The sequence below is a fragment of the Paenibacillus terrae HPL-003 genome (assembly GCF_000235585.1).
Classification (GTDB): domain Bacteria; phylum Bacillota; class Bacilli; order Paenibacillales; family Paenibacillaceae; genus Paenibacillus; species Paenibacillus terrae_B.
In genome coordinates this window covers 1,549,882-1,573,938 of record NC_016641.1, presented here as the reverse complement: position 1 = coordinate 1,573,938, position 24,057 = coordinate 1,549,882, and the positions used below count along the sequence as shown (strand labels likewise).

22 protein-coding genes are annotated in these 24,057 nt (G+C 50.5%); all 22 read left to right on the top strand.

What is annotated here, in order from left to right; all coding sequences use genetic code 11:
* Positions 1-167 precede the first annotated feature (167 nt).
* The 22 genes from HPL003_RS07180 (at position 168) to yycI (ending at position 24,055) form a co-directional block, all read left to right on the top strand.
* Positions 168-1,226: an LCP family protein gene (locus HPL003_RS07180; protein ID WP_014278981.1), complete on the top strand. Its 1,059-nt coding sequence runs from the start codon at positions 168-170 to the stop codon at positions 1,224-1,226.
* A gap of 46 nt (positions 1,227-1,272) precedes the next feature.
* Positions 1,273-1,701 (top strand): CBS domain-containing protein, encoded by a 429-nt coding sequence (locus tag HPL003_RS07175; protein WP_014278980.1) that lies wholly within the window; start codon positions 1,273-1,275, stop codon positions 1,699-1,701.
* Between the two features lie 121 nt (positions 1,702-1,822).
* Positions 1,823-2,125, top strand: a complete 303-nt coding sequence (locus tag HPL003_RS07170; RefSeq protein WP_014278979.1) for a MazG-like family protein — start codon at positions 1,823-1,825, stop codon at positions 2,123-2,125.
* 5 nt (positions 2,126-2,130) lie between these two features.
* Entirely contained in the window at positions 2,131-3,048 is a 918-nt protein-coding gene (locus HPL003_RS07165) for a DUF2232 domain-containing protein (RefSeq protein WP_014278978.1), read from the top strand.
* A gap of 11 nt (positions 3,049-3,059) precedes the next feature.
* Entirely contained in the window at positions 3,060-5,048 is a 1,989-nt protein-coding gene (locus HPL003_RS07160; RefSeq protein ID WP_014278977.1) for a DHH family phosphoesterase, read from the top strand.
* The gene (gene rplI, locus HPL003_RS07155; RefSeq protein WP_014278976.1) at positions 5,045-5,488 is read left to right on the top strand and encodes a 50S ribosomal protein L9; all 444 of its coding nucleotides are present in this window, start codon (positions 5,045-5,047) and stop codon (positions 5,486-5,488) included. The genes HPL003_RS07160 and rplI overlap by 4 nt, the downstream gene beginning before the upstream one ends.
* Before the next feature lie 2 nt (positions 5,489-5,490).
* Positions 5,491-6,849: a replicative DNA helicase gene (dnaB, locus tag HPL003_RS07150; protein ID WP_014278975.1), complete on the top strand. Its 1,359-nt coding sequence runs from the start codon at positions 5,491-5,493 to the stop codon at positions 6,847-6,849.
* Positions 6,850-7,228: 379 nt separating this feature from the next.
* Positions 7,229-8,515 (top strand): adenylosuccinate synthase, encoded by a 1,287-nt coding sequence (locus tag HPL003_RS07145; protein WP_014278974.1) that lies wholly within the window; start codon positions 7,229-7,231, stop codon positions 8,513-8,515.
* Between the two features lie 250 nt (positions 8,516-8,765).
* Positions 8,766-9,590 (top strand): ABC transporter permease, encoded by an 825-nt coding sequence (locus HPL003_RS07140; RefSeq protein ID WP_014278973.1) that lies wholly within the window; start codon positions 8,766-8,768, stop codon positions 9,588-9,590.
* A 28-nt stretch (positions 9,591-9,618) separates the two neighbouring features.
* Entirely contained in the window at positions 9,619-10,650 is a 1,032-nt protein-coding gene (locus tag HPL003_RS07135; RefSeq protein ID WP_014278972.1) for an ABC transporter ATP-binding protein, read from the top strand.
* 98 nt (positions 10,651-10,748) lie between these two features.
* Complete coding sequence (locus HPL003_RS07130; protein WP_014278971.1) at positions 10,749-11,918, top strand: extracellular solute-binding protein; 1,170 nt, start codon at positions 10,749-10,751, stop codon at positions 11,916-11,918.
* A 2-nt stretch (positions 11,919-11,920) separates the two neighbouring features.
* A complete protein-coding gene (locus HPL003_RS07125) occupies positions 11,921-12,763 on the top strand; it encodes an ABC transporter permease (protein ID WP_043922325.1) in 843 nt (280 codons plus the stop codon).
* A 31-nt stretch (positions 12,764-12,794) separates the two neighbouring features.
* Complete coding sequence (locus HPL003_RS07120; protein ID WP_014278969.1) at positions 12,795-14,309, top strand: hypothetical protein; 1,515 nt, start codon at positions 12,795-12,797, stop codon at positions 14,307-14,309.
* On the top strand, positions 14,306-14,773 hold the full coding sequence (locus tag HPL003_RS07115) for a hypothetical protein (protein ID WP_014278968.1): 468 nt from the start codon (positions 14,306-14,308) through the stop codon (positions 14,771-14,773). Before HPL003_RS07120 ends, HPL003_RS07115 begins: the two co-directional genes overlap by 4 nt.
* Positions 14,766-15,773, top strand: coding sequence for a CehA/McbA family metallohydrolase (locus HPL003_RS07110; protein WP_014278967.1), 1,008 nt, complete (start codon positions 14,766-14,768; stop codon positions 15,771-15,773). The genes HPL003_RS07115 and HPL003_RS07110 overlap by 8 nt, the downstream gene beginning before the upstream one ends.
* A gap of 38 nt (positions 15,774-15,811) precedes the next feature.
* Positions 15,812-16,528 (top strand): GntR family transcriptional regulator, encoded by a 717-nt coding sequence (locus HPL003_RS07105; RefSeq protein WP_014278966.1) that lies wholly within the window; start codon positions 15,812-15,814, stop codon positions 16,526-16,528.
* A 143-nt stretch (positions 16,529-16,671) separates the two neighbouring features.
* Positions 16,672-17,247 (top strand): hypothetical protein, encoded by a 576-nt coding sequence (locus HPL003_RS07100; protein ID WP_014278965.1) that lies wholly within the window; start codon positions 16,672-16,674, stop codon positions 17,245-17,247.
* Between the two features lie 300 nt (positions 17,248-17,547).
* Positions 17,548-19,071, top strand: a complete 1,524-nt coding sequence (locus HPL003_RS07095; RefSeq protein WP_014278964.1) for a M23 family metallopeptidase — start codon at positions 17,548-17,550, stop codon at positions 19,069-19,071.
* Between the two features lie 233 nt (positions 19,072-19,304).
* Complete coding sequence (yycF, locus tag HPL003_RS07090; protein ID WP_014278963.1) at positions 19,305-20,036, top strand: response regulator YycF; 732 nt, start codon at positions 19,305-19,307, stop codon at positions 20,034-20,036.
* Positions 20,033-21,862 carry a cell wall metabolism sensor histidine kinase WalK gene (gene walK, locus HPL003_RS07085; protein WP_014278962.1) on the top strand — a complete coding sequence of 610 codons (1,830 nt, stop codon included), beginning with the start codon at positions 20,033-20,035 and terminating at the stop codon, positions 21,860-21,862. Before yycF ends, walK begins: the two co-directional genes overlap by 4 nt.
* Complete coding sequence (locus tag HPL003_RS07080; protein ID WP_014278961.1) at positions 21,859-23,202, top strand: YycH family regulatory protein; 1,344 nt, start codon at positions 21,859-21,861, stop codon at positions 23,200-23,202. The genes walK and HPL003_RS07080 overlap by 4 nt, the downstream gene beginning before the upstream one ends.
* Before the next feature lie 88 nt (positions 23,203-23,290).
* Positions 23,291-24,055, top strand: a complete 765-nt coding sequence (gene yycI / locus HPL003_RS07075) for a two-component system regulatory protein YycI (RefSeq protein WP_014278960.1) — start codon at positions 23,291-23,293, stop codon at positions 24,053-24,055.
* Positions 24,056-24,057: the final 2 nt, after the last annotated feature.

Below are 24,057 nucleotides of genomic sequence, written 5' to 3'. Positions count from 1 at the left end.
CCTTTTTTTGCGTGTATGTGTTGACGAGGGACTGACTAAGCCATGGCACTTTTGACAACAAGGTAGCAGACCTTTTATGCTGTGGGGGGGAAGTTTTCGCTTCATAAGCCAAATTCGGTTTAATGAAGAGATGGGATTTATCGAAGTAAAGAAGGAAGGAACCTGTTATGGAGAGAAGACATAGGAGAAGGACAGGCGGCAAGCCTAAGAATAAAAAAAGGTTTACCGCTCTATATATTTCATGTATTGTTTTGTTTCTGATTGCGGTGGGAGGATATCTGTTTCGCAAACAGCTGACGCTGGTGGCCTTTGACTGGTTCGTATCTCCAACGTTGGAGAGCAAGCTGGAGAAGTCCTTTCAACCGCGCCAGTCGGAGGGACAGAAGCAACCGGAGCCGGTTGCTTATCGGAAAGAGCCGTTTTCGGTGCTGCTGCTCGGTACGGACCAAAGACCGAACGAGAAGGCGCGCGGCCGCTCGGATACGGTTATTTATGCGGCTGTACGGCCTGCGGAATCGCGTGTGCTTCTGGTTTCCATTCCAAGGGATACGTATGTCCGGATTGTTGGACATGATCCAAATCATGACGGTGAGGATGATTTTGATAAGTTGGGGCATGCTTATGCGTTCGGAGGCGAGGATATGTCCATAGCTACGGTAGAGAAGCTGATGGAGCATAAGGCCGATTATTATGCTACGATTAATTTTCAGGGTATTCAGGATGCTGTAAATGCGGTGGGCGGGGTTGAGCTACCCATCGATAAGCCGATTGAGAATAAAAATCCGCTGCATATCAAGTTCCGCATTGAGGCGGGCAAGCCGCTTTATAATGGTGAAGAAGCGATGTATTATGTTAGATATAGGGAAGACAGCGATTTTAACCGTACCAAACGGCAGCAAATTTTTCTGAATGCAATGGCCGATAAGCTACTGAATATTAACGGGATTTCCAAGATTCCGGAGCTGCTCGATATTATGGGAGCCAATTTCAAGACGGATATGGAGCCTACTTTTATTACAGGACTTGGCAAGCAGGCTATTTCGCAGGGTCAACCACAAATTTCGAGCTTTACGATTACGGGGGAAGGGTTCAAGAAGAAAGGCCTGTATTATGACCGGGCCAATGAACAGGAACTCGAATACGCCAGACTTATGATCGCAAACTGGTTGGATTCCGGCACAACCCCGCAGACGCTGAAGCTTCCCGACAAGCAGGACATTCAGTGAGTAATCATTTGATTTTACAATTGATTTTGAGGGGGATTCTTTTCTCATGAATATCGCTTTTTTCTTGCTTCCCAAACAAGAGGTTGCTTTTGTCACGGCGGATGCAACTTTACGGCAGACGTTGGAGCGAATGGAGTATCACCGTTTCACGGCGGTTCCAATTTTGGATAAGGAAGGTAGATATACCGGCACGGTTACAGAGGGTGATCTGCTGTGGCATATGAAAGAATCTGAGGGGAAAATAACCTTTGAAAACGCTTCGAAGGTTATGCTCAAGGACGTCCCGCTTCGGGTTTCGATAAAGCCGGTGTCCATTGATGCCAATATGGAGGATTTAATTAATTTGGCTAAGGTGCAGAACTTTGTACCTGTTGTGGATGATATGGAACGGTTTATTGGCATTGTCCGACGCAGCCAGATTATTGAGTATTGTGAAAAATTCGTGTCCAGAGAATCGCTTAACTCGTCATCTTAAAGCGAGCAGCATAGCTGCTTTGAAAATAACGATTTGCCCTATGGGGTAACAGTTATTTTCAAAATAGGATATGCTATAATGGAGAATAAAGCTTTTTCAGAGGGGTGTGACTCTTCATCATATGCCTAAAGAACTGGATGTAGTTAAACGGGCCAAGGTGATTGAATGGCTCAAAACAGAGGTACTTGACCAGGTTTCCCGTCTGTTTAAAGCGATGTGGGAAGGCAGTACAGCCCGCATTGGCGATTGTCTGGCGAGTCTGATGATGAGCAGTTATATTTTGGGAAGACGTCTTGGAGTGTCTTACCGTGAATTGGATGATCTCCTCATCGACAAGCTAAGAAAGCACAAAAAAGAAGGACACCAGCTGGAGGATTGGTATCAGGACATATCCGCACTGGAAGAACATATGCGTAAGAGGTGAAAACTTTGAAATTCCGCTTGGCAACTGTAGCATGGAGCGTTATTTATTTGCTTCTGCTGCTGTCTCTATTGACACCCTTAAGAATCTTTACCATATTTTTGCTGATTGTGCCCGGCGTTGTATTGTTTTCATCGCTGCCTTTCAAGGGATTTCTGATTCATGTCATACCAGTGCTATTGATTATAGCGCTAAAAGATGTATATTTGCTGCTTCCCGCGATTTATTTTCTGATCCCCGCATTGTTAATGGGACGGGTATATAAAAGGGGAGCACCTGCTTTTCAGGCGTTGATGACCGGAACGGGTGTGATTTTAGCCGAGTTGTTGATTGTACTGTTCATCGCAACGTATACCTTTGGGTTTGATCTTTCGCAGTATCTTCGTGATCAGGCTGCTATGTCGGCAAATTTGGTACAGCAAATTTTAAATGGTAATCCGATGCTTCCAGGCATGAATTGGACAGCAGAAGATACACAGAGACTCGGTACGATGATGATCGGCAAAGTTCCATATGTGCTGATCCTGACCTCGTTTTTACTGGCTGTGATTACGCACGCTCTGACGCGTCCGGCATTAAGTAGCCTTGATATGCCTGTACGCAAAATGAAGCCTGCTCGAGAATGGAGACTGCCACGAGCGCTCATTTGGTATTACCTGCTGGCGATTGTGTTTGAATGGATGGCTATGTCCTCGGAAAGCAGCTGGGTTCAGGCGGTTTCTGTTAGTATGTTGCCGTTGATCCATGCGTGCTTTATTATCCAGACGATCGGTTTTATTTACTTCTGGACACATAGTCGTAACATGAGCCCTGTGATCGCGGTGCTGCTGTCGCTCGTCGTTCTGGTGTTCCAGCCGCTCCGCATTATCGGTATTATTGATTTGGCCTTTCCGCTGCGTGAAGCTATTACAAGATCAAAGAAATAGGGTGAACAGTCATGCCTAAATTTCTACAAAAACGCTGGCACGGCTATCAAACCGTCTGGGCGTTTTTACTGTTGCTGGTGCTTGTCATATGTATTTCCATGTATAACTGGGAACTGGGTGTGATGGGACTGGTGCTGTCATTCTTGCTCGGCGGGCTGATGCTGAAGACGGAACTGGATTTTCGTCGGGAACTGAATCAATATATCAGCGGCCTTTCCTTTCGCATCAAGCGGGTGGAGGGGGAAGCGGTCAGCTCACTGCCGTTTGGCATCATTTTATACAGCGAAAACCGAACGGTAGAATGGCACAATCGGTTCGCCGGGGAAATGTTCGAGGACCAGTCACTGATAGGCGAGCCGCTCCAGGACCTCTTTCCCCAGCTGGCAGGAGCTTTGGGTGCCAAAAAGGAAACGAAGGAGCCTGTTCGCGAGCTAAAGGTAGAGCTACAGCATGATGAGCGTTATTATCAGTTCCTCATCGTGTTGGATGAGCGTCTGATTTATTTGTATGAAGTAACGGAGTTGGCGGTGCTGCGCAAGCAGTATGAGAACGAGCGGCTGGCGCTTGGCATCGTTATGCTTGATAATATGGATGAAGCTGCTCAGGGAATGGACGATCAGCAGCGTACCGCGCTTATTGCGAAGGTGTCGAGCGAGATTACAGCATGGGCGAACCAGTACAATATTTATTTGCGCCGTTTATCATCCGAGCGCTATCTCATCATGCTGAATCACAAGGCGCTTCAGGAGTTGGAGCAAAGTCGATTCGTCATTCTGGATACGGTGCGGGAAATGACGGCCGATTTGAAAGTGCCGATGACACTGAGCATCGGTTTGTCCTTCGGGGCGGAGAGTATCAAGGAGCTGGGTGAGCTTGCTCAGTCCAGTCTGGATATGGCGCTCGGACGGGGCGGCGACCAGGCGGCGGTGAAGGCCGGGCAGCGTCTATCTTTTTACGGCGGTAAGTCCAATGCTGTCGAAAAGCGTACACGGGTGCGCGCACGGGTCATTGCACATGCGCTGCGTGACCTGATGCAGGAGAGCGACCGCGTGCTGATCATGGGGCACAAAATACCGGACATGGATGCACTGGGAGCAGCCATTGGGGTGTGGAAGGCAGCAGCGCTCTACAACGTAGAGGCGCACATCGTGCTGGATAAATCCAATCCGTCCATCGACCGGATGATGGAGCAGGTGAACAAGGATGAGAATCTGTCGGCAGCGCTCATGACGCCGGAGCAGTCGCTCCAGTTGATGACCGAGCACAGCCTGCTGGTCGTGGTGGATACGCACAAGGCCTCGATGACGATTGAGCCAAAATTGGTGCAGACGGCGAGCAGGGTGGTCGTTGTAGACCATCATCGTCGAGGCGAGGAGTTTATTAACGACTCTGTTTTGATTTATCTGGAGCCGTATGCGTCGTCGGCTTGTGAGCTGGTGACAGAGCTGCTGCAATATATTCATGAGAAGGTTCAACTGACGCCGCTGGAGGCGACATCGTTGCTTGCGGGGATAACGGTAGATACCAAGCATTTTTCCCTGCATACAGGCTCGCGTACGTTTGAGGCCGCTGGTTTTTTGCGGCGTAGCGGGGCGGATACGGTGATGATCCAGCGCTTGTTAAAAGAGGACCTGGATGAATATATTGCTAAGGCGGAAATTATTAAGCATGCTAAAATGATATATGGCCACATCGCGCTTGCGGTGACAGAGCCTGGACAGAAGATACCGCAGCTCCTGATTGCTCAGGTGGCGGATTCATTACTCAATATGACGGATGTACTGGCCTCCTTTGTGGTCAGTGAACGTCCTGACGGCCTGGTGGGGATCAGCGCCCGTTCACTCGGACGCATGAACGTACAGGTCGTCATGGAACGGCTAGGCGGCGGAGGACATCTGACGAATGCGGCGGTCCAGCTGGATTGTCCGCTGGAGGAAGCCAAACGCAGAGTGGTCGACGTGCTGGCCGAAATTGATGGGGAAGAGGGGTTATTTGAATGAGAGTGATTTTTATTAAAGATATGAAGGGTCAAGGCAAGAAGGGTCAAATTAAGGAAGTATCGGATGGGTATGCAGCGAATTTCCTACTGCCACGCGGTATTGCCCGCCCGGCGACGGAAGGGAACATGAAGACGCTGGAGAACCAGAACGCTGCTGAGGAAAAGCGCAAGCAAGAGGAAAAAGAAGAGGCGCAGGCACTCGGCAAAAAGCTGGAATCCACAACCGTTCAGCTGAAAGCAAAAGCTGGTGAAGGCGGTCGACTGTTCGGCGCGATTACAAGCAAGCAAATCGCGGAAGCGGTCGCTGCAACGGGGATTAAGCTGGACAAACGCAAAATCGAGCTGGAAGAACCGATTCGTACGTTGGGCGTGACTCAAATGACCGTTAAGCTTCATCCTGAGGTCAAAGCTACGCTGAAGGTACAGGTGACCGAAGAATAATTATGGGCGGCGAATTTTTCGATCGGATTCCTCCGCAAAATCTGGAGGCAGAACAGGCGGTTATCGGGTCCATTTTGCTCCAGTCCGAAGCACTGATTACAGCGATGGAGCGAGTGCAGACCGAGGATTTTTACGATAAGGCTCACCAGATGATTTACGAAGCGATGATTGAGCTGGGTGAATCCGGACAGCCGATAGACCTGGTTACACTGACCTCGAAAATTCAGGACAAGGGTCAGCTGGAGGATATCGGGGGCGTCAGCTATCTGGCGAAGCTGGCTCACGGGGTGCCGACAGCGGCTAACGTGGATTACTACGCTCAGATTATTGAAGAAAAGGCGATGCTCCGTCGATTGATTCGTGCAGCCACGCAGATTGTGAGCGAAGGCTATAGCGGCGGCGAGGACGTCGCCGGTATGCTGAGTGATGCCGAGCGCAAGATTATGGAGATCTCCAACGGGCGCTCGGGCAGCGGTTTTATTGCCATCCGCGATGTCGTGATGGAAGTGTTCGACCGGGTTGAATTGCTGCATCAGAACAAAGGCAATACGACCGGGATTCCGTCCGGCTTTGTTGATTTGGACAAGATGACGGCGGGTTTCCAGCGCAATGATCTAATCATTGTGGCAGCTCGTCCATCCGTAGGTAAAACGGCGTTCGCCCTGAATATTGCGCAAAACGTTGCGGTTCGGGCAAAAGAGACGGTAGCCATCTTCAGTCTGGAAATGTCGGCGGCCCAGCTCGTTCAGCGGATGATCTGCGCCGAGGCCAATCTGGACGCGAACGTGATGCGGACAGGTGATTTTAAGGGCGACGACGATTGGGCGAAGTTGACGATGGGCATTGCAGCCTTGTCGGAGGCAGAGATCTATATTGACGATACGCCGGGTATTACGGTTGCGGATATCCGTGCCAAGTGCCGCCGTCTCAAGACGGAAAAGGGACTGGGTATGATCGTGATCGACTACTTGCAGCTCATTCATGGACGCGGGAAGTCGGGCGAGAACCGGCAGCAGGAGGTATCCGAAATTTCACGGACCTTGAAGCAAATTGCCCGTGAGCTTGAAGTGCCTGTAATTGCCCTTTCCCAGTTGAGCCGGGGTGTAGAGCAGCGTCAGGACAAGCGTCCGATGATGAGTGACTTGCGGGAATCGGGTTCCATTGAGCAGGATGCGGATATCGTCGCGTTTCTGTACCGGGATGATTACTATAATCAGGAAACGGAAAAGAAAAATATTATTGAGATTATCATTGCCAAGCAACGTAACGGCCCGGTCGGTACGGTAGAGCTGGTGTTTCTCAAAAATTATAATAAATTCGCCAATTACGAGCGTGCCCATTCGGATGCGTTCGCTGGATAACGGAATGATATATTTGAAAAAAGGCTCTTTCGACGCGGTTCTCGCGATGTCGGAGGGGCCTTTTACATATCATGCTCATATGTTTTCATATCAGGACCGCAACTCTCAATTACGAACAATACTATTTTCATGTGATATATTGTTCGCTTTTTATTTGACTTTGAAAAATGGTGCTGTTACACTTATAGTGCTGCTTCAACGCAGTGGGGAGATCATTACGCCCGGGGCTTTCCGTACCTACGGAATGTCTGCGACGGACGTTTTTTCCTGCTGTCTGAGAACGCTCTATATCTGTCCGCTCAGGCGGTTGGAGTCAGGTATATGTAGTGCGTCAGCCCAAAATCAGAGTGTCTGTGGGCACTCCACGGAGGAATGAAACATGTCAACTGTAGTCGTTGTGGGAACACAATGGGGAGACGAAGGCAAAGGTAAAATTACGGACTATTTGGCGGAAAGCGCTGAAGTGGTGGCCCGTTACCAAGGCGGAAACAATGCTGGTCATACGATTCTCATTGACGGTAAAAAGTACAAGCTGAGCCTGATTCCATCCGGCGTTTTTTATGAAGATAAAAAGTGTGTCATTGGCAACGGCATGGTAGTTAATCCGGCCGCTCTTATTGAAGAAATTACTTACATTCACGATAATGGCTTTTCTACGAAAAATCTGGTCATTAGCGACCGTGCACATGTTATTATGCCATACCACATCACGTTGGATGTGCTGGAAGAAGACCGCAAAGGACCTAACCAAATCGGTACGACGCGTAAAGGGATCGGCCCTGCTTATATGGATAAAGCTGCACGTAACGGTATTCGTATTGCTGATTTGCTGGATGCAGAGGAATTCGAAAAGAAGCTGCGCCATCAAACAAAGGAAAAGAATCAAATGATTGAACAAGTATACGGCGGCAAGCCGCTGGATGTAGAAGAAATACTGAAACAGTATCTGGAGTATGCTGAATTTATCCGTCCTTATGTAGGAGATACGTCTGTTGTGTTGAATGATGCGATCGATGCGAATCAAAAGGTACTGTTTGAGGGCGCGCAAGGCGTTATGCTCGATATCGACCAAGGTACGTATCCGTACGTTACGTCCTCCAACCCGTCGGCTGGCGGCGTATGTATCGGTTCCGGTGTAGGCCCGTCCAAGATTCAGCAAGTCATCGGTGTAGCTAAATCCTACACAACTCGTGTCGGTGACGGTCCGTTCCCAACGGAACTGAATGATGAAATCGGCGATTACATCCGTGAAACAGGCCATGAGTACGGTACCGTTACAGGCCGTGCTCGTCGTGTTGGCTGGTTCGACAGTGTAGTTGTGCGTCATGCCCGTCGTGTCAGCGGACTTACAGGTCTGTCCTTGAACTCGCTGGACGTATTGACAGGTCTGAAAACGGTGAAAATTTGCACAGGCTACAAGTACCGCGGTGAGGTGATTACACATTATCCGGCTAGTTTGAAAATGCTGGCGGAGTGCGAGGCCGTATACGAGGAACTGCCAGGCTGGAGCGAAGACATTACTGGCGTGAAAACGTTGGAGGAACTGCCTGAGACGACTCGTAATTACGTACAACGCGTATCCGAGCTGACAGGCATCCCAATTGCGATCTTCTCTGTTGGTCGTAACCGTGAGCAAACGAACCAAGTGCTTCCGATTTACCTGTAAGACAGCAGAATTGTTTTCATCTGTTAAGGCGTTATATGCTGCCTATTTAATTGTATAGCTATTCCTGCACGACCAAGGAGAGAGAGGCTGTTAAAGCCTCCCTCTCCTTTTTTTTATGTAAAAAGCGTTCCTCTGATTTCCGTCCCCTTTACAAAATCTTATCGCCCATGTCGATTTGTGATAACAAACCCTCTATATAATCCAGATAGAAAGAGATTCGGACGTCTAGACGACTTGAAAGGGATGAATTATGAACTGGTATCTTCGCTCACTTGGCACACGCAAAATTGTGGAGTTCATCGTGCTCGTTATTTTTGTCATTTTTTTCCTGGGGCCTCTGACCAATCTGCTGCTGCTGGCAGTTTCGGGAAAATGGCAGTATCCTGCACCGCTGCCACAGAGTTTGTCACTGGAATGGTGGAAATTTGTATTGACACAGGATGATGTGCTCAGCTCCATATCTTTATCCTTCCTGATCGCTATTACCGTTACAGTCTGCTCGATTATCGTATGTGTTCCCGCTGCCTACGCCTTCGCGCGGATTTCGTTTCCGCTTAGCAAGTGGTTTTTGTTTTCATTTTTGCTCACGCATGCTTTTCCGAAAATGGGATTGTACGTGTCCATCGCGGTGTTGTTCTACAAGTTCGGGCTGATGAACACCTTTGCGGGCATTGTATTGATCCACATGGTGAACACGCTGATGTACATGACCTGGATTCCTTCCTCTGCGTTCCGCAGCGTCCATCGCGCTCAAGAGGAATCTGCCCGGGATGCCGGGGCGGGACCGTTACGGGTTTTCTGGAAAATTACGTTCCCCATGGCGCTGCCCGGCATTGTGGTCGCTTCCATTTTTACATTTCTCGCTTCATTAGATGAGGCGCAGGGAACGCTGCTCGTCGGGACACCGGACTATAAAACGATGCCTGTCATTATGTATTCCATTATTGCGGATTATCCGAGTACCACGGGTGCTGTATTTTCTGTCATTTTGACTCTGCCCACGGTGATCCTGCTGCTGGCCGCAAGGCGTTTCGTAAGCGCGGACGTGCTGGCTGGCGGATTCCAGGTGAAATAACGCAATTGGTAAAAAGGAGCCAAAGCTAATGTCCATTCAATTATCCATTCGTGAGTTAACCAAACGCTTTAAGACGGGAGACGGAGTCAAGGGCATTTCACTTGACGTGATGAAAGGGGAACTTGTGACCCTGCTCGGTCCTTCCGGCTGTGGTAAAACAACCGTGCTTCGCTCCATTGGCGGCTTTCTGGACCCGGACAGTGGCGACATCCAGATTCAGGGCAAAAGTGTGCTCAAGTTGCCACCCGAAAAACGCCCGACCGCTATGGTGTTCCAAAGCTATAATTTGTGGCCGCATATGACGGTGTATGACAACCTTGCTTTCGGGCTGAAGATTCGTAAGGTGAAAAAGGCAGAGATTGACCGCCAGGTGAAGGAAGCGCTGGCGCTGGTTCGGCTGGAGACGGCAGAGCGTAAAACGCCAGGACAGCTCTCCGGCGGTCAGCAGCAGCGGGTAGCGCTCGCTCGGGCTCTGCTGCTAAAGCCGGATGTCCTGCTGCTGGACGAGCCTTTTTCCGCGCTAGATGCCAAGCTGCGCATGGAGATGAGGGAGGAGCTGCGCGACATCCAGACCCAGACGGGAATGACGATGGTGTTCGTCACCCACGATCAGGAGGAGGCGCTGTCCATTTCCGACCGGATTGTAGTTATGAATGCGGGACGGATTGAGCAGCTCTCTTCGCCGCAGGAGATTTATGACAGGCCACAGTCGCTTTTTGTAGCGGGCTTTATTGGCCGGATCAATTTATTAAAGGGGGTGAGTACAGGTCGCAGTGTGTCCGTGAGCGGAATTGCGTTTGCGCAGGAGCATGAATACAGCGGTGAATCCATGGTCGGTGTAAGGCCAGAGGATATTGTTCTGACGACGGAAGAAAACGGCTCTCTAGCCGGAACGATCAGACAAGTGATGATTCTCGGGCATTATGCGGAGGTTTCGCTGGATAGCGGTACCGATCATCTGAAAATGTTTGTGCCCCGTGAACGGGCGGCTGATCTGCGCAGTGGAGAGCAAATCAGATTCAGCTTCAGTAAAATTGTTACTTTTCCAGCAGCACAGTGAAGATTCACGATCAACCTCTACATCGCATCAATGTCCATCATGAACGCATCATCTGGTGATGCTGCGAACTTGTGCAACTATCTAAAGGAGGCAACAACGTGTTTGGGAAAAAGAAGATGGGTCTGATTTTGTCTGGGGTGCTTAGCTTATCGTTGCTGGCTGGATGTGGAACCGGCGGTAATGCCGCTACAGCTACAGGGGAAGCCAAGGATACGAAAGCGGGAGCAGCTACGGGAACGACAGAAATCTCCTTGTACACTGGCGGTTCTTTGAACGTCAAAGAGCTGTGGGAGACGTTAATCAAGGACTTTGAAGCTAAAAATGATCACGTTAAGGTCAAACTGGTATATTTGCCAGCGGGAACCGGAGGCGCATCTACGCTGGATCGTCTGATCGCAGCCAAGAAAAGCGGGCAAACCGATACAGATATCGACCTGTACGAAGGCAGTCTGGATGACATCACCAAAGGGGTAGGCGAAAAACTGTGGGAAACGGTAGACAACGCCAAAGTTCCGAACTTGGCGAATGTCGATGAAACGTATCTCAAGCAAGTCAACAATCAGGCCATTCCATACCGGGCATCTTCGGTTGTCCTCGCCTACAACAGTGCAAAAGTAGCGACACCTCCGAAAACAGCGGATGAGCTGTATACGTGGATTCGCCAGCATCCGGGCAAGTTTGCTTATAACGACCCGTCCACGGGTGGATCAGGCAGCTCGTTTGTGAACACGGTCATCTATAATTTCCTTCCTCCAGAAGCGATGAACAGTGATGATCCGACAAATATGAAGAAATGGGATCAAGGCTTCTCGCTGCTCAAAGAACTGGGTCCTTCGATGTACCAAAAGGGAGTCTATCCGAAAAAGAACCAAGGCACGCTTGATATTTTGGCAAGTGGAGAGGTGGACATGGTTCCGGCTTGGTCCGATATGGCGCTCGAGCAACTGGCTAAGGGTCTGCTTCCAGACACGGTGAAGCTGACACAGATCGACCCTGCTTTTACAGGTGGTCCGTCTTATCTGATGGTTCCTTCGCTTTCCTCCAAAAAAGAAGCAACACAGGAATTCCTGAACTACGTGCTGACGCCGGAAGCGCAAACGGTGGTCATCAACAAAATGTACGGCTATCCGGGGATTAAGTGGAATCTGATGCCAAGTGAATTGCAAGAAAAATTCAACAGTGTATCTTCTGGATACCGCAGCTTTAACAGCGGCGAGCTTCAGCAGGAAATCTACAAACGCTGGCAAAGTGAAGTAGCGGGCGGTTGATCATGAGTTCATCGTCCAAAAGGGGGATGCTGGGGCTTGCCCTGGTCATCCCGTCTTTTCTCATTTTGCTGGTTGTCGTCATTATTCCGATTCTCTATGCCGTAAAGGAAAGTCTGATTGATCAGCAGGGAACGGGCTACGGGCTGGCGAACTATATCCGCCTGTTTACGGAGCCTGCGATGCGAAAAAACATTATATATACGATCAATGTCACGCTGGTCTCGACGGCCCTCACATTAGTCATCAGCTACGCTTTGGCGGTTTATCTGCGATTTGGAAAAGGTTTTGTTGTCAAATGGATCGGCCGATTGTATTTTGTCCCGATGTTTGTTCCCGGCGTAATTGCAACGTATGCGATCATTACGATGTACGGCAATCATGGCTGGGCTGCACGCCTTTTGTTGCCGCTGGGGATTGAAACCATTCCGAGGATTATTTACGACTACAAAGGTTTGGTGCTGGCTAATCTGTGGTTTAACATTCCGTTCGCCACCATGTTGCTAAGCTCGGCCCTGGCCAGCATTCCAAACGCTGTTGTGGAGAGTGCCAGAGACGCGGGAGCCAGCACGCTGCAACTGTTTGGGCGCTTTATTTTACCCCTTTCCTACAAAACGATGTGGGTTGCGGTGACCTTCATCTTTATGGGGATTATGGGCAGCTTCACGGCTCCGTTCCTGATTGGTGCAAACTCGCCACAGGTGCTGGGTGTCGCGATGCAGCAGGTATTCTCCAGCTATCAGGAGACGCATACAGCCAGCGCTATGGCAGTGTTTATGTTTTTGCTGTGTTCTTTTATGGGCTACTTTTATATTCGGACAATGGTGAAGGATGCGGATGCGAGCTAAACAGCCGCTATACACTAAGGAGGTTACAGGGATGAACAGCCAAGCAGAGGTGCAGATTACCGGGTTTAGTGGGCGAGTGTGGGAAAAGGATCTGCTGGATTGCGGGTATCGGATTTCCTTACACAAAGCGGAGGTTGAACTTAGTCCGGGGAACGGATTCCGGTTCACGTTTTCCATGCCTGAAGACGGGTTCGCGGAGCTTGATCTGCTCGCCAGATCGGACAGTGACTGGGCTGCTACAGATCGGGAATCCGCCTTCGTGCGCCTCTATCTGAACGAAGCCTATAATCAGGATGTTATTTTGTATTATGGCAGCAGTCAGGGAGTGTACACCCGTTTGTTGGGGTATCTGAAAGAAGGCGATTATGAGGTCTATGCCGAATTTCGCGAACTGGAGTCGGCTCCGCTTGTATCCAGAGCATGGATCGACGGGGTCGAACTGCGCTGCGTGGCTGATTCCTCTCCAAGATCGCTGATTTATCGCCACACCCCACTTTTATACGGACGCAATCTGTCGCATCCCTATGAGAACCGGTTTACGGATACACCGCTTGTTCTGTTTTATTCCATGGAAGAGAATGAGGAGAAAACGGTCATTGAATACCAGATGATGTACAGCCATGAGGATGAAGGAACGCCCGCACCGCTGCTTATGAGCAAATGGGGAAGAACCACCGATATCGAATGGATGTACCGCGTCGAGCTGGATGCCGGGGGCAACGTTCTGGATGCTGTTTTCCAAGGCGCACATCACATTACAACTGCGTTTAAAGGTAATTATGATCTGGGCGGGCATCCTGTTCTCCAATCCGCAACGACGAATGGAAACTTTAAAGATAACATTTCATCGGGCTATCGTTTTATGCTGCCGCCTGCTTTCCAATGGAAGCCAGAGGAAGAGCCGCGTGAGGCGGTCATGAGCCGTTTTCCTTTTGCCTATCAGGTCACTGGGTGGGAGATGGAGCGTCAGCAGGAGCTGGAAATGCCGTCAAATGCGTCTTCCATTATGCTTGCCCACCAGCGCAGCTATGTATTTATCCAGACTTCAAAACGCCCCTTAAGGGATTCCAGCGGTGAATCGTCTCCAGCGTCCAAGCCGGGCTTTAACCGACGCGAGGAAGATGCCTGTGTGGATATCCAGCTTCGCCTTCGCGGCTCGGAGCAGTGGTATTCATCGTGCTATCATGATCTGCGACTGGGTGATTTCAGGGCTGCTTATGAGGGGGCAGAGTCGCATTTTTCTACAACGGTCAAGTCATCTGGAGAGGCTGTGCTTGAGGATATAGCCGAAATCAGAGCCGTATTGCTGGAGGGCGGTGCGGACAGCATGGAAGTGGCCGGACTGTATGCTTTTACGCTAAACGAGGAAAACCTGCCGCAGTTTCCTGGTATTCGTACGGACCGGGTGATTGAGCTAACGCGGGATCATCCAACGGGTATTCTATGGGTAGCAGACAAAGACGGAGCGGGTGCTGGCGACCCTACTGCAAATCATACTGTGAACCATGCTGTGGATGACCCGACAAGCCAGGATGGGGAGTCATGAGCAGGCTACTATATGTGGAAGGAACGGTCGATAGAACTTGCACCCAGAGCCATATTACGTACTCTTTTCACATCCCGCAGCCGACTGACACGATCCGCATTCTCTTCTCTTACACCCCCAAGTTATTGGAGGATCAAGAGCAAGCGCGAGAAATTATTGAGGAAAGCATGAGCAAATACGGATACGACGAACCGGGACATTCACCAGATCTGTGGAAGAAGTACATGCCGCTGCAAAATTTATTGACGCTGTCTGTCGATGACCCTCTCCGCCACCGGGGAAATGCACACCGTCCCGAGATGCAGCAGGAGCATTGGCTCGGTTCGTCCACGGCTTCGCCGGGATTCCTTGCAGGAGATAATCCGGCGGGCATGTGGCGGATTACCGTCAGTCTGCATGCCGTTGTGACCGAGACGCTTGTTTACCAAATCCACGTATTGGGGGAGGAAGCTACATATGCTTAAATGGATTCCGGCTGAGCTTCATACCCATACACTTCACAGCGACGGGAAACAAACGCTGGAGGAGCTTGCTCAAAGCGCAGCGGACCTCGGGCTTGAATGCATCGCTATGACGGATCACAACACCCAGTCGGCACTTGTGGATCAGGAACGGGTTCAGCAGCAGTACGGTGTCCCGATCATTTCAGGAATGGAGTGGACGACCTTTTACGGGCATATGTTGACGCTTGGGGTAGACCGCTTTATTGACTGGCGAGTGCTGGGGCCGGATGACATTCATGAGGGAATCCGGCAGGTGCATGAGCGAGGAGGGATTGCAGGGCTTGCCCATCCGTTTAGAATCGGGAGTCCGATCTGTACGGGGTGCTTTTGGGAGTACAGCATTCAGGACTGGCATGAGGTCGATTATATTGAGGTCTGGTCAACGCTCATGCCGTCTATTAAGCGGGATAGCCAGCGGGCGTTTGCCATGTGGACGGATTTGTTGAATCAGGGGTATCGCATCACGGCGGTAAGCGGTCGGGACTGGCATGTATCTAAACCGGATGATGCACTTCCGGCTGTCACGTATCTGGGTGTTCATAGTGAAGCAGAGGAGCAAGAGAGCTTGGCAATCCGGGCAGTTGAGGCGATCCGCCTCGGTTCGGTGTCGGTTACGATGGGACCGTTACTGACAATGTCGGCACAAATTAATGACAGCGATAAGCGGTATGGTATCGGCGAATGTGTAGAGCTGGCTGGGGAGGATTCACTGTCCGTGACGGTTCAATTGGATGTGGAAACAAGAGCAGCCCATTACAACCTTGAACCTCAGAACCTTCGCCTTCTGCTGACAAGCGGCCAGGGGGTATGCTCCGAAACTTATATCCCTGCTCAATCAGGTGAATATACGCTGTCATTACAAAATCCAACAGGAAAAGGCTGGGTGCGAGCCGAATTATATGGATATATGGAAGATTGCGTCACGATGATTGCCTTTACAAATCCGATGTATATCACTTGAACTCAGGTCACTATAATAGAAAGGCTGGGCTTTGGACGGTGTCAACTAAACAAGAAAATATTAAGCAGCTTATAGAGGAATATATAGAGGTCAACCAAATTGAGCCGGGCGAGAGGCTGCCTTCGGAAGCTGAACTTTCCCGATTGTTCTGCGTCTCGCGTGCGACGCTACGGGGAGCCGTCCGCCAGTTGGAAACGGAAGGCAAGCTGCTGGTGAAGCACGGGAGTGGTACGTTCGCTACTTGCCCGCTGCCGAGCATTCCAAGCTCGCTGGACCGCCTGTACAGCATCGGTGACATGATTCGTTCGGCAGGGTTGCGGGAAGACGAGAAGCTGGAATCTATCAAGAGGATGACGGTTTGTCCTCCTGACATTGCCGAACGAATGAGGTTTTCCGAGAATGAGCCCATGATCGTTCTGGAGCGTACTCGCACAGCCGATGGGGAAGCAGTAGCACACTCGATAAATTGGATGCCGGAGACATTAGCAGGTTCGATTTTGGACGGCGGGTCTTTTTCAGGCTCGCTTTTTCAAAGTCTGGAACTTAAAGCCGGGGTACGAATCGTTGGCGCTTATTCAGAGCTTACCGTCCCGAGTCATGACGATGCCCATATGACGCGTCTGTTGAAGCATCCGCAGGCCACGGTGTTACTGCTCAAGCAGCTTCATTATGATGAGCTGAACAGACAGGTGTTGTATTCGCTGGATTATGTCCGCAGCGACATTTTCCATTTTTGGGTGCGTCGTACGCGCTGATCCGCGGAAGAATCACATCTACTATCTAATCGTGCTAGTTTTACATATTCCAAGGGTTAAAAATCGTCATATCTCGTCAATACTGATCTATATGCACTTCATGATGCACACATGGCAAGATGCGTATAAGGAGGTAACGGGATATGAGGTGGCTTGGATGGCTGCTTAAAAAAGGAATGACAGTGGTGCTGGTCAGCGCTTTAACGCTGGCGGTAACAGGTGTGGTCGTGAATGCCTATGTTCAATCGCTGCTAAGGCAGTTTAACATTCAACTGGATCATCAGCCAGTATGGGGATTGGGCTGGCTGAATGGAAGCTCTGGCACCGATAAAAGTACAGATACGGGAAAAAACAAAGCTACGGGCGGCGGTTCGGAAAGCGTAACACCGCCTGATGATGCTTTATCTGTCATGGGACAGGGATTAGATGAGAGTGGGAGCAGCGCAGGAGGTACAGCTACACCTGAAACGAGTATTGAAGGTCATGACCTGGTCATCACGCCCGACAATTTGACGGAAAAGAAAAACAGTTTACCCGCCGAGCAGAAGCAGGAAATTTTTGCGATTCTGATGAGTAAATTGCCGCCGGAGGAAATGCAGAAAATATCAGCCGCCATGGAAGGCGGCCTGACTGAGCAGGAGCTTCAGGATATTCAGCAGGTGCTCGCGAAATATCTAACGAAAGAAGAGTACAACAAGCTGATGGGTATGCTTAAATAGTAACGATTCGACTATGGGTCATGCTCATGCTCACAAACAGGACTGTGGAATCCGCGCCGGGCGCGGATTTTTTTGCGTGTCAGGAAGGAATTGGAGTGGAGTTGAATTCTTTGTAAAAGCTATGTTAAAGTAAACAGTGTCGCGAAAAGGTTAAAATTTTGAAACCTTTTACGCAACTATGCAATGATAGATAGCGACTAATATCATAGATACTTGTAGGTACAGGCTAGATTCATAGCGAGAAAAACCAATAACGAACGCATTTATATAGAGATAAGATATGCTGAAAAGGAGAGAATCATGGAGGTTTTTAAGGGGAAGCATTCACCAGACAGCAGGAATGAAGACTCAAGCGTTGAAGACAAGCCTGCTGGAGCAGCAGGAAAAATAGCAATGTGGTGGAACGGACGGAGAAAATGGTTGAGCTGGACCGCAGGTGGTGTGGTGATTGCAGGCAGTCTTATTTTTGCTGGTAATCAATATGTCGGGGCCAATACGGTCCCTTATTATAAAGTGTATGTAAAGGGCGTCGAGGTCGGAAATATCTTGAATGAGCAGCAGCTAAAGCAGCTGTATGCCACGAAGAGCAAACAGTATAAGGATAAGTATCCCGGTGTGGACATGGTGCTCAATACAAGCGCGGTAACGACAGGCATTGAAAAGGCGTATAAAGTGGATATCGATAGCGGAGCAACACTGAAGAAGCTGGACGGGATGCTGACCGCGTATGCCAAAGGAGTAGAAGTAAAGGTTAACGGCCAGACGGTCGGTATTGTGAAGGATAAAGCGACTGCACAGGCTGCTTTGAAGCAAGTGCAGAAGAAATATACACCTGCGGGTGAGGGCACGGCTACAGGTATCAAGGGACTGGTTCGCAAAACATCCGTGGGCAGTAGTCATGCAAGTGCCAGTAGCAAAACCCCTAAAGCATGGTTGGAGTCTGCCAGTATTCGTGAGAAAATTGCGTATGAGCCTGTAAAAGCGGACCCCAACAAGGTGCTGACGGAGGCAGAAGCGGTTAAAGCACTGACTGAGGCGCGTGAGGCACCTGTAACGTATACGGTACAGGAAGGCGATTCCTTGTCGTCGATTGCGAATAAATTTAATATGACTGCTTGGGAGATTAAGCAGAACAACCCCGGCGCGCGTGAGCTGTATCTGCAAATCGGGGATGAGTTAAAGCTTACCGCTCCCAAGGCTCCAGTTACGGTCCGGACGGTGGAGAAGGTCGTCGAGCAGATTGCCATCGAGCCTGAGATTGAGGTTCGCCAAAGTGACGAACTGAAAGCAGGAGTTACCAAGGTCGTCAGACCTGGACAGGCAGGCTTGAAGGAAATGGATTACCGTCTGACCAAGGAGAACGGGGAGGTTGTGCAAGAGGAATGGCTCGGTCAAAAGGTACTGCAGCCGTCTGTTACCGAGGTGGTTCTGAGAGGAACGAAGGTCGTAGGCGAAGGATCGGGACAGTTCGCTTGGCCGGTATCCGGCGCAACGATGTCGAGCAGCTTTGGCGCACGTTGGGGACGTATGCATGAGGGTGTCGATTTGGTCGGCAGTCCTGACATTCACGCATCGGATGAAGGTGTAGTTACATTTGCAGGTCAGCAGAATGGCTACGGCAATGTCATTATGATCGACCATCGCAACGGCTACCAAACGGTATACGGGCATTTGAGCAGCATTGGCGTTCATGTGGGACAGGTGGTTCAGCAAGGCGAGTCGATCGGAGTTATGGGCAATACGGGACGCTCGACAGGAACACATCTGCATTTTGAAATTCGTAAAGACAATACGGCACGCAATCCAATGACGTATTTAAGATAGATGGATTGTTTATAACGATGAGTTATTGATGATTCATGAGGATCGAAGGGAAAGGCCATGTTTTTCTGCATGCTTAACAGCAGGTGCAGGCATGGCTTTTTTCGTGTAAGAAAAAGAGGCTGGACAAGTGATGGAATGGCGTGTGGGTATGGTAGAATAGAATAAGCAGCTTATGGACACTGACAAACGAAAGTTAATATATAACATGATCCGTGAGAAGAGGTGAGCGCTGTATGCAGGGAACGATTCTGGTGGTGGATGATGAACAGCCTATCGCTGATATTTTGAAATTTAATTTGGAAAAAGAGGGCTATCAGGTGATTTGCGCCTTCGATGGAATCAGCGCGGTGGATATCGCGGTCAAGCAGCAGCCTGACCTGATTTTGCTGGACCTGATGCTGCCGGGGATGGACGGTATGGATGTGTGCCGTGAGGTGCGCGGGCATCAACTCCAGACGCCGATTATTATGCTGACCGCTAAAGACGGGGAAATCGACAAGGTGCTGGGGTTGGAGCTGGGCGCAGATGATTATGTGACGAAGCCGTTCAGCACACGGGAATTGCTGGCGCGGGTGAAGGCACAGATGCGCAGACAGCAGCGCGGCGGGGCAGGCACGTCGGAAAGCCGCTCGCAGGAAGAGAAGCAGGGGCTGCGCGTGGCGGACCTATTTTTTGATACGGATATGTATACAGCTTACAAAAACGGTACACCGCTCGATCTGACGCACCGGGAGTATGAGCTTCTGTATTATATGGCGAAAAATGCCGGGAAGGTCATGACAAGGGAGCATTTGCTCCAGGCGGTATGGGGCTTCGAATACTACGGGGATGTGCGGACGGTGGATGTGACGATCCGTCGGCTGCGTGAGAAGATTGAGGAAAACCCGAGCAAGCCGGAGACGATCCTGACGCGCCGTGGACTCGGATACATTATTAGCGGGGGCAAAGGTGGCCTGCGGGCATGAGATGGCTGTCTTTCTTTCGCACTATTCATGCGAAGCTGATCATTATTTATGTGCTGTTGATTTTAGTGGCGATGCAGTTGATCGGGGTCTATTTTGTCAGCTCGATGAAGAACTCTTTGACGAGCAACTTTACACAGGACTTGCAGGCGCGGGCGGAAATGCTGTCTGTGCTGGCAGAGCAGGATCTGAACGGCAGTGACGGTAAAATGGAGGAAGACAGCGTGGAAAGTCTGCGCGCACGCGTGAACAATCTGTTTGATTTTAGCGGCGCAGAAATTCAGGTGTTGGATGCCAGCGGCAAGGTGCTGATTACTTCACAAGGCTCACACGCCGATTATGTTGGACGCAAAAATACGCAGACGGTGGTCAGCCGTGCACTCCAAGGTATCCGTGACAACGAGGAGTACATGGTGGACGAGGATAATGTCCGCAAGAAGGTCGTCGCCAAGCCCGTCATCAGCCAAGGCAAGATTGTTGGCGCAGTGTATATCGCCGCCTCGATGACGGAGCTGTACGATACGATGAAACGCATTAACAATGTGTTTCTTTCAGGCATGCTGATTGCACTGGCGTTGACGGCTGTGCTGGGCGTGGTGCTGGCGCATACGATTACGCACCCGATCAAGGTGATGACGCGTCATGCGACAGAGGTTGCCGAGGGAAAATTCGACCAGCAGATGCCTGTGTTTGGTGATGATGAGATCGGCAGGCTCAGCGTGGCCTTTAACTATATGACAGGCCGCTTGCGTGAGGCGCTGTCGCAAAATGAAGAGGAGAAGGAAAAGCTCTCCTCCATCTTGACCAACATGAGTGACGGAGTGGTCGCTACAGATGACAATGGCCGGGTTATTCTGGTCAACCGCCGAGCCAGCGCGATGCTGGGCGTGAACGAGAACGAAATGACCGGCAGACATATCGCGGTGCTGCTCGGTATCGACCCGGAGGAAACCGAGGCTCTGTACAGCGGTTCTTCGGCTTCCACGCTCTTGCAGCTGGAGCCAGCGGGTCAGGACGAGCCGATCGTCATCCGTGTGACGTTCACGCCGATTCATCGGCGGGAATTTGGCATCACGGGAACGATTGCCGTGCTTCAGGACGTGACGGAGCAGGAGGAAATGGAGACGACACGTCGGGAGTTCGTAGCGAATGTATCGCATGAGCTGCGTACCCCGTTGACGACGATCCGCAGCTACGCGGAAGCGCTGGATGACGGCGCAATGGGTGAACCGCAGCTCGCGGAGCGCTTCGTAGGCGTGATCCGCAACGAGACGGAGCGTATGATCCGGTTAGTCACGGATTTGCTGCATCTGTCGCGGCTGGATTCCAATGAAGCGCCCTTGCGGATGCAGCCTGCGGATGTAATGGAAATGCTGGACGAAGTCGCGGATCGGTTTTCTTTTCAAATGAAGCAAAAGCATATCCGGTCTGGAATGTTCGTGGAGCAGGGGATCGGCAAGGCCGTGATTGACCGGGATCAAATTGAGCAGGTGTTGGACAATCTGATGTCCAATGCTTTGAAATATACACCGGAGGGCGGAAATATTCGGATTGAAGCTCGCCGTAATAGTGAGGGGATGCTGTCTATTTCGGTACAGGATACCGGGATAGGGATTCCCAAAAAGGATTTGGACCGAATTTTTGAACGGTTTTACCGTGTGGACAAGGCCAGATCGCGCAATATGGGCGGTACGGGACTAGGGCTGTCGATTGCCCGGGAAATTGTAAAGGCGCATGGAGGCCAGATTTTTCTGGAGTCAGAATATGGTCAAGGGACCTGCACGACCTTTACGCTCCCCATGCCAAGTGAAGGGAGGGAAGCACAGTGAAGGAACGTTTGAAGTCATGGGCGCTTATTTTGCTGGTTGCTTCCAGCCTGATACAGAGTTATTTTTTGATTTATCGTCTTCCAGGCAGTGATTCTGTACTTACTTCGGAGACGAACTATGTCAAAACCGAGAGCATGGGACAGGAGAAAAAGATTGAAAAGCTCGTGTTTCCCGATAAAATGCTGATTCACCAAGGGCAAAACAAGCATACCGTTTTTTATCCGGGCGTTGCTTTCTATGATTTGATTTTTACACGGCTGGAAAGCCGGAGCTTTAACAGCTTTCAACGTCGGAGTATCCAGTCGGCAGATTGGGCGCGGATTCGCAGCGAGAATGAGGGCATGGAATTAACGTTTTCAGGCGGTGTCCCGGTTTCATTACTGGAGCGAGTTATGCGTCTGACGCCGGATTCCGTGTTTCAGGGAGAGACGATTAATCGTATCTGGATCTATATAGATGAGAAAAATGCCAAGCCGCACGCCCTCTTTTTCAGTGCCAGAGGCGATGTGGTGTATGAGGCGAATCAGTTTGACATGACGATGGAGGATATCCGGCAGCATGTGAATTTCGGTAAAAATGCCCCGTTGTACGAGCTGGTGGATAATCAGTACTACATTCCGGCAGATAACCTGGAGACGGTGCAGCCCGTGGTGTATGCCGGGTTATTCACGACAGAGCAGATGCAGCGGAATTTATTTTTCGATCCAGGGATTACGCGTAATATTCAGGAGAAGGACGGTTCCCAAATATATACGGACAGCAAGCGCAGTCTGCAAATTAAGCAGGAGCAGCGTTGGATGAGCTATACCGATCCCAGTGCACCGGGGGCGGGCGGAAGCAGCTCGGTGAGGGATGTGCTGGCCGCGGTTGATTTTGTGAATCAGCATGGCGGTTGGGATGCTTCGTATCAGTTGAAAATGAGAAGCAGCGACGAGAACCGTACCAATGTGCTGTTCCAGCAGTATTACGGATCTTATCCGGTGCTGGATACGCCATCCTTCCGGTTTGGCACGATTTTGTTGGAAATCCAGCAGGAAACGGCATCCGTCTATGATCGCTCGCTGTTGTATCTCAAGGGCGGCGAACAATCCTCGAAGAAGGTTATGCTTCCGGGTGGCGAAGCCTTGAAGAAGCAGCTGGAAGCTGTAGCTAAAGGGAAAACGATTAGAGATCTGACCCCTGTATATCAGCCGGAGCTGATCAATGATGGGTTAAAGCTCGTTCCTGAGTGGCGGATTACGTTGGGCGACGGTTCTGTGGCAGAGATTCACGCTGTGGCAGTGACGGCGACAACATCGAGTACACCGCAAACGCAGCAATCTCAGGCGGTGAAGAAGTGACGGATTCAGATTTCGTGCTGCTCACGCAGCATAGCACCAGCAAAGGGATAAAGCATGGCTAGGGTTATAGCAGAAAGGGGGAACGGGAATGGATTGGAGCCGCGCCAAAAACGTATTGATCTGCACGTTTTTGCTGCTCAATGCGGTACTGGGTTACCAGCTGTGGCATGATGCACAGGAAGCTGCGGGGCCGAATCTGGATTTTACTTCGCTGGATGAAAATACGCAGCGCTTAATGGAAGAGAAGAGCATTCAGGTGTTGGCTCCGATTCCCGGGGATACCCCGCAGTTGCCCAAGCTTTCCTACACGTATGTTCATGGTGGGGAAAAGGATGAGCGTGTGAAGTTACCGGAGCCGGTAGACAGCAAGCTGGTATTCACCCACGATGCGCTGGTTGAGGCATTGCAGCCGCAAATCAGGGACATTGACAACTACCAGTATGATCCGCTGGATGTTCAGGAGGAGCTTACATCCGGACAGGCAGATGCTTTTGTGCTACACCCGCTGGTACAGGACAAATGGCCGCTGTTTAATGTGAAGCTGGCCCTGTTTTACAGCAATCAGAAGATTACCGGGTATCGCAAAATCCAGGTGATTCTCCAGCCCTCAGATGAAGCGAAGAAAATGCTGCCCGCATCCAAGGCGCTGGCAAGGTTGATTGACAGTTATTTGCCGCGTGATGCGATTGTGAAGGATATCCGGCTGGGTTATTACGGACAAACCTTTAACTCGGATAGCCAGGTAGCTGCGCCTGTATGGCGGTTTATACTGGATAACGGGCAAGGCGTGTATTACGTGCAGATGAACGGAGATGTCATTAGTCCAAAGACAGAACAAACAGAAGGGTCTTGAAC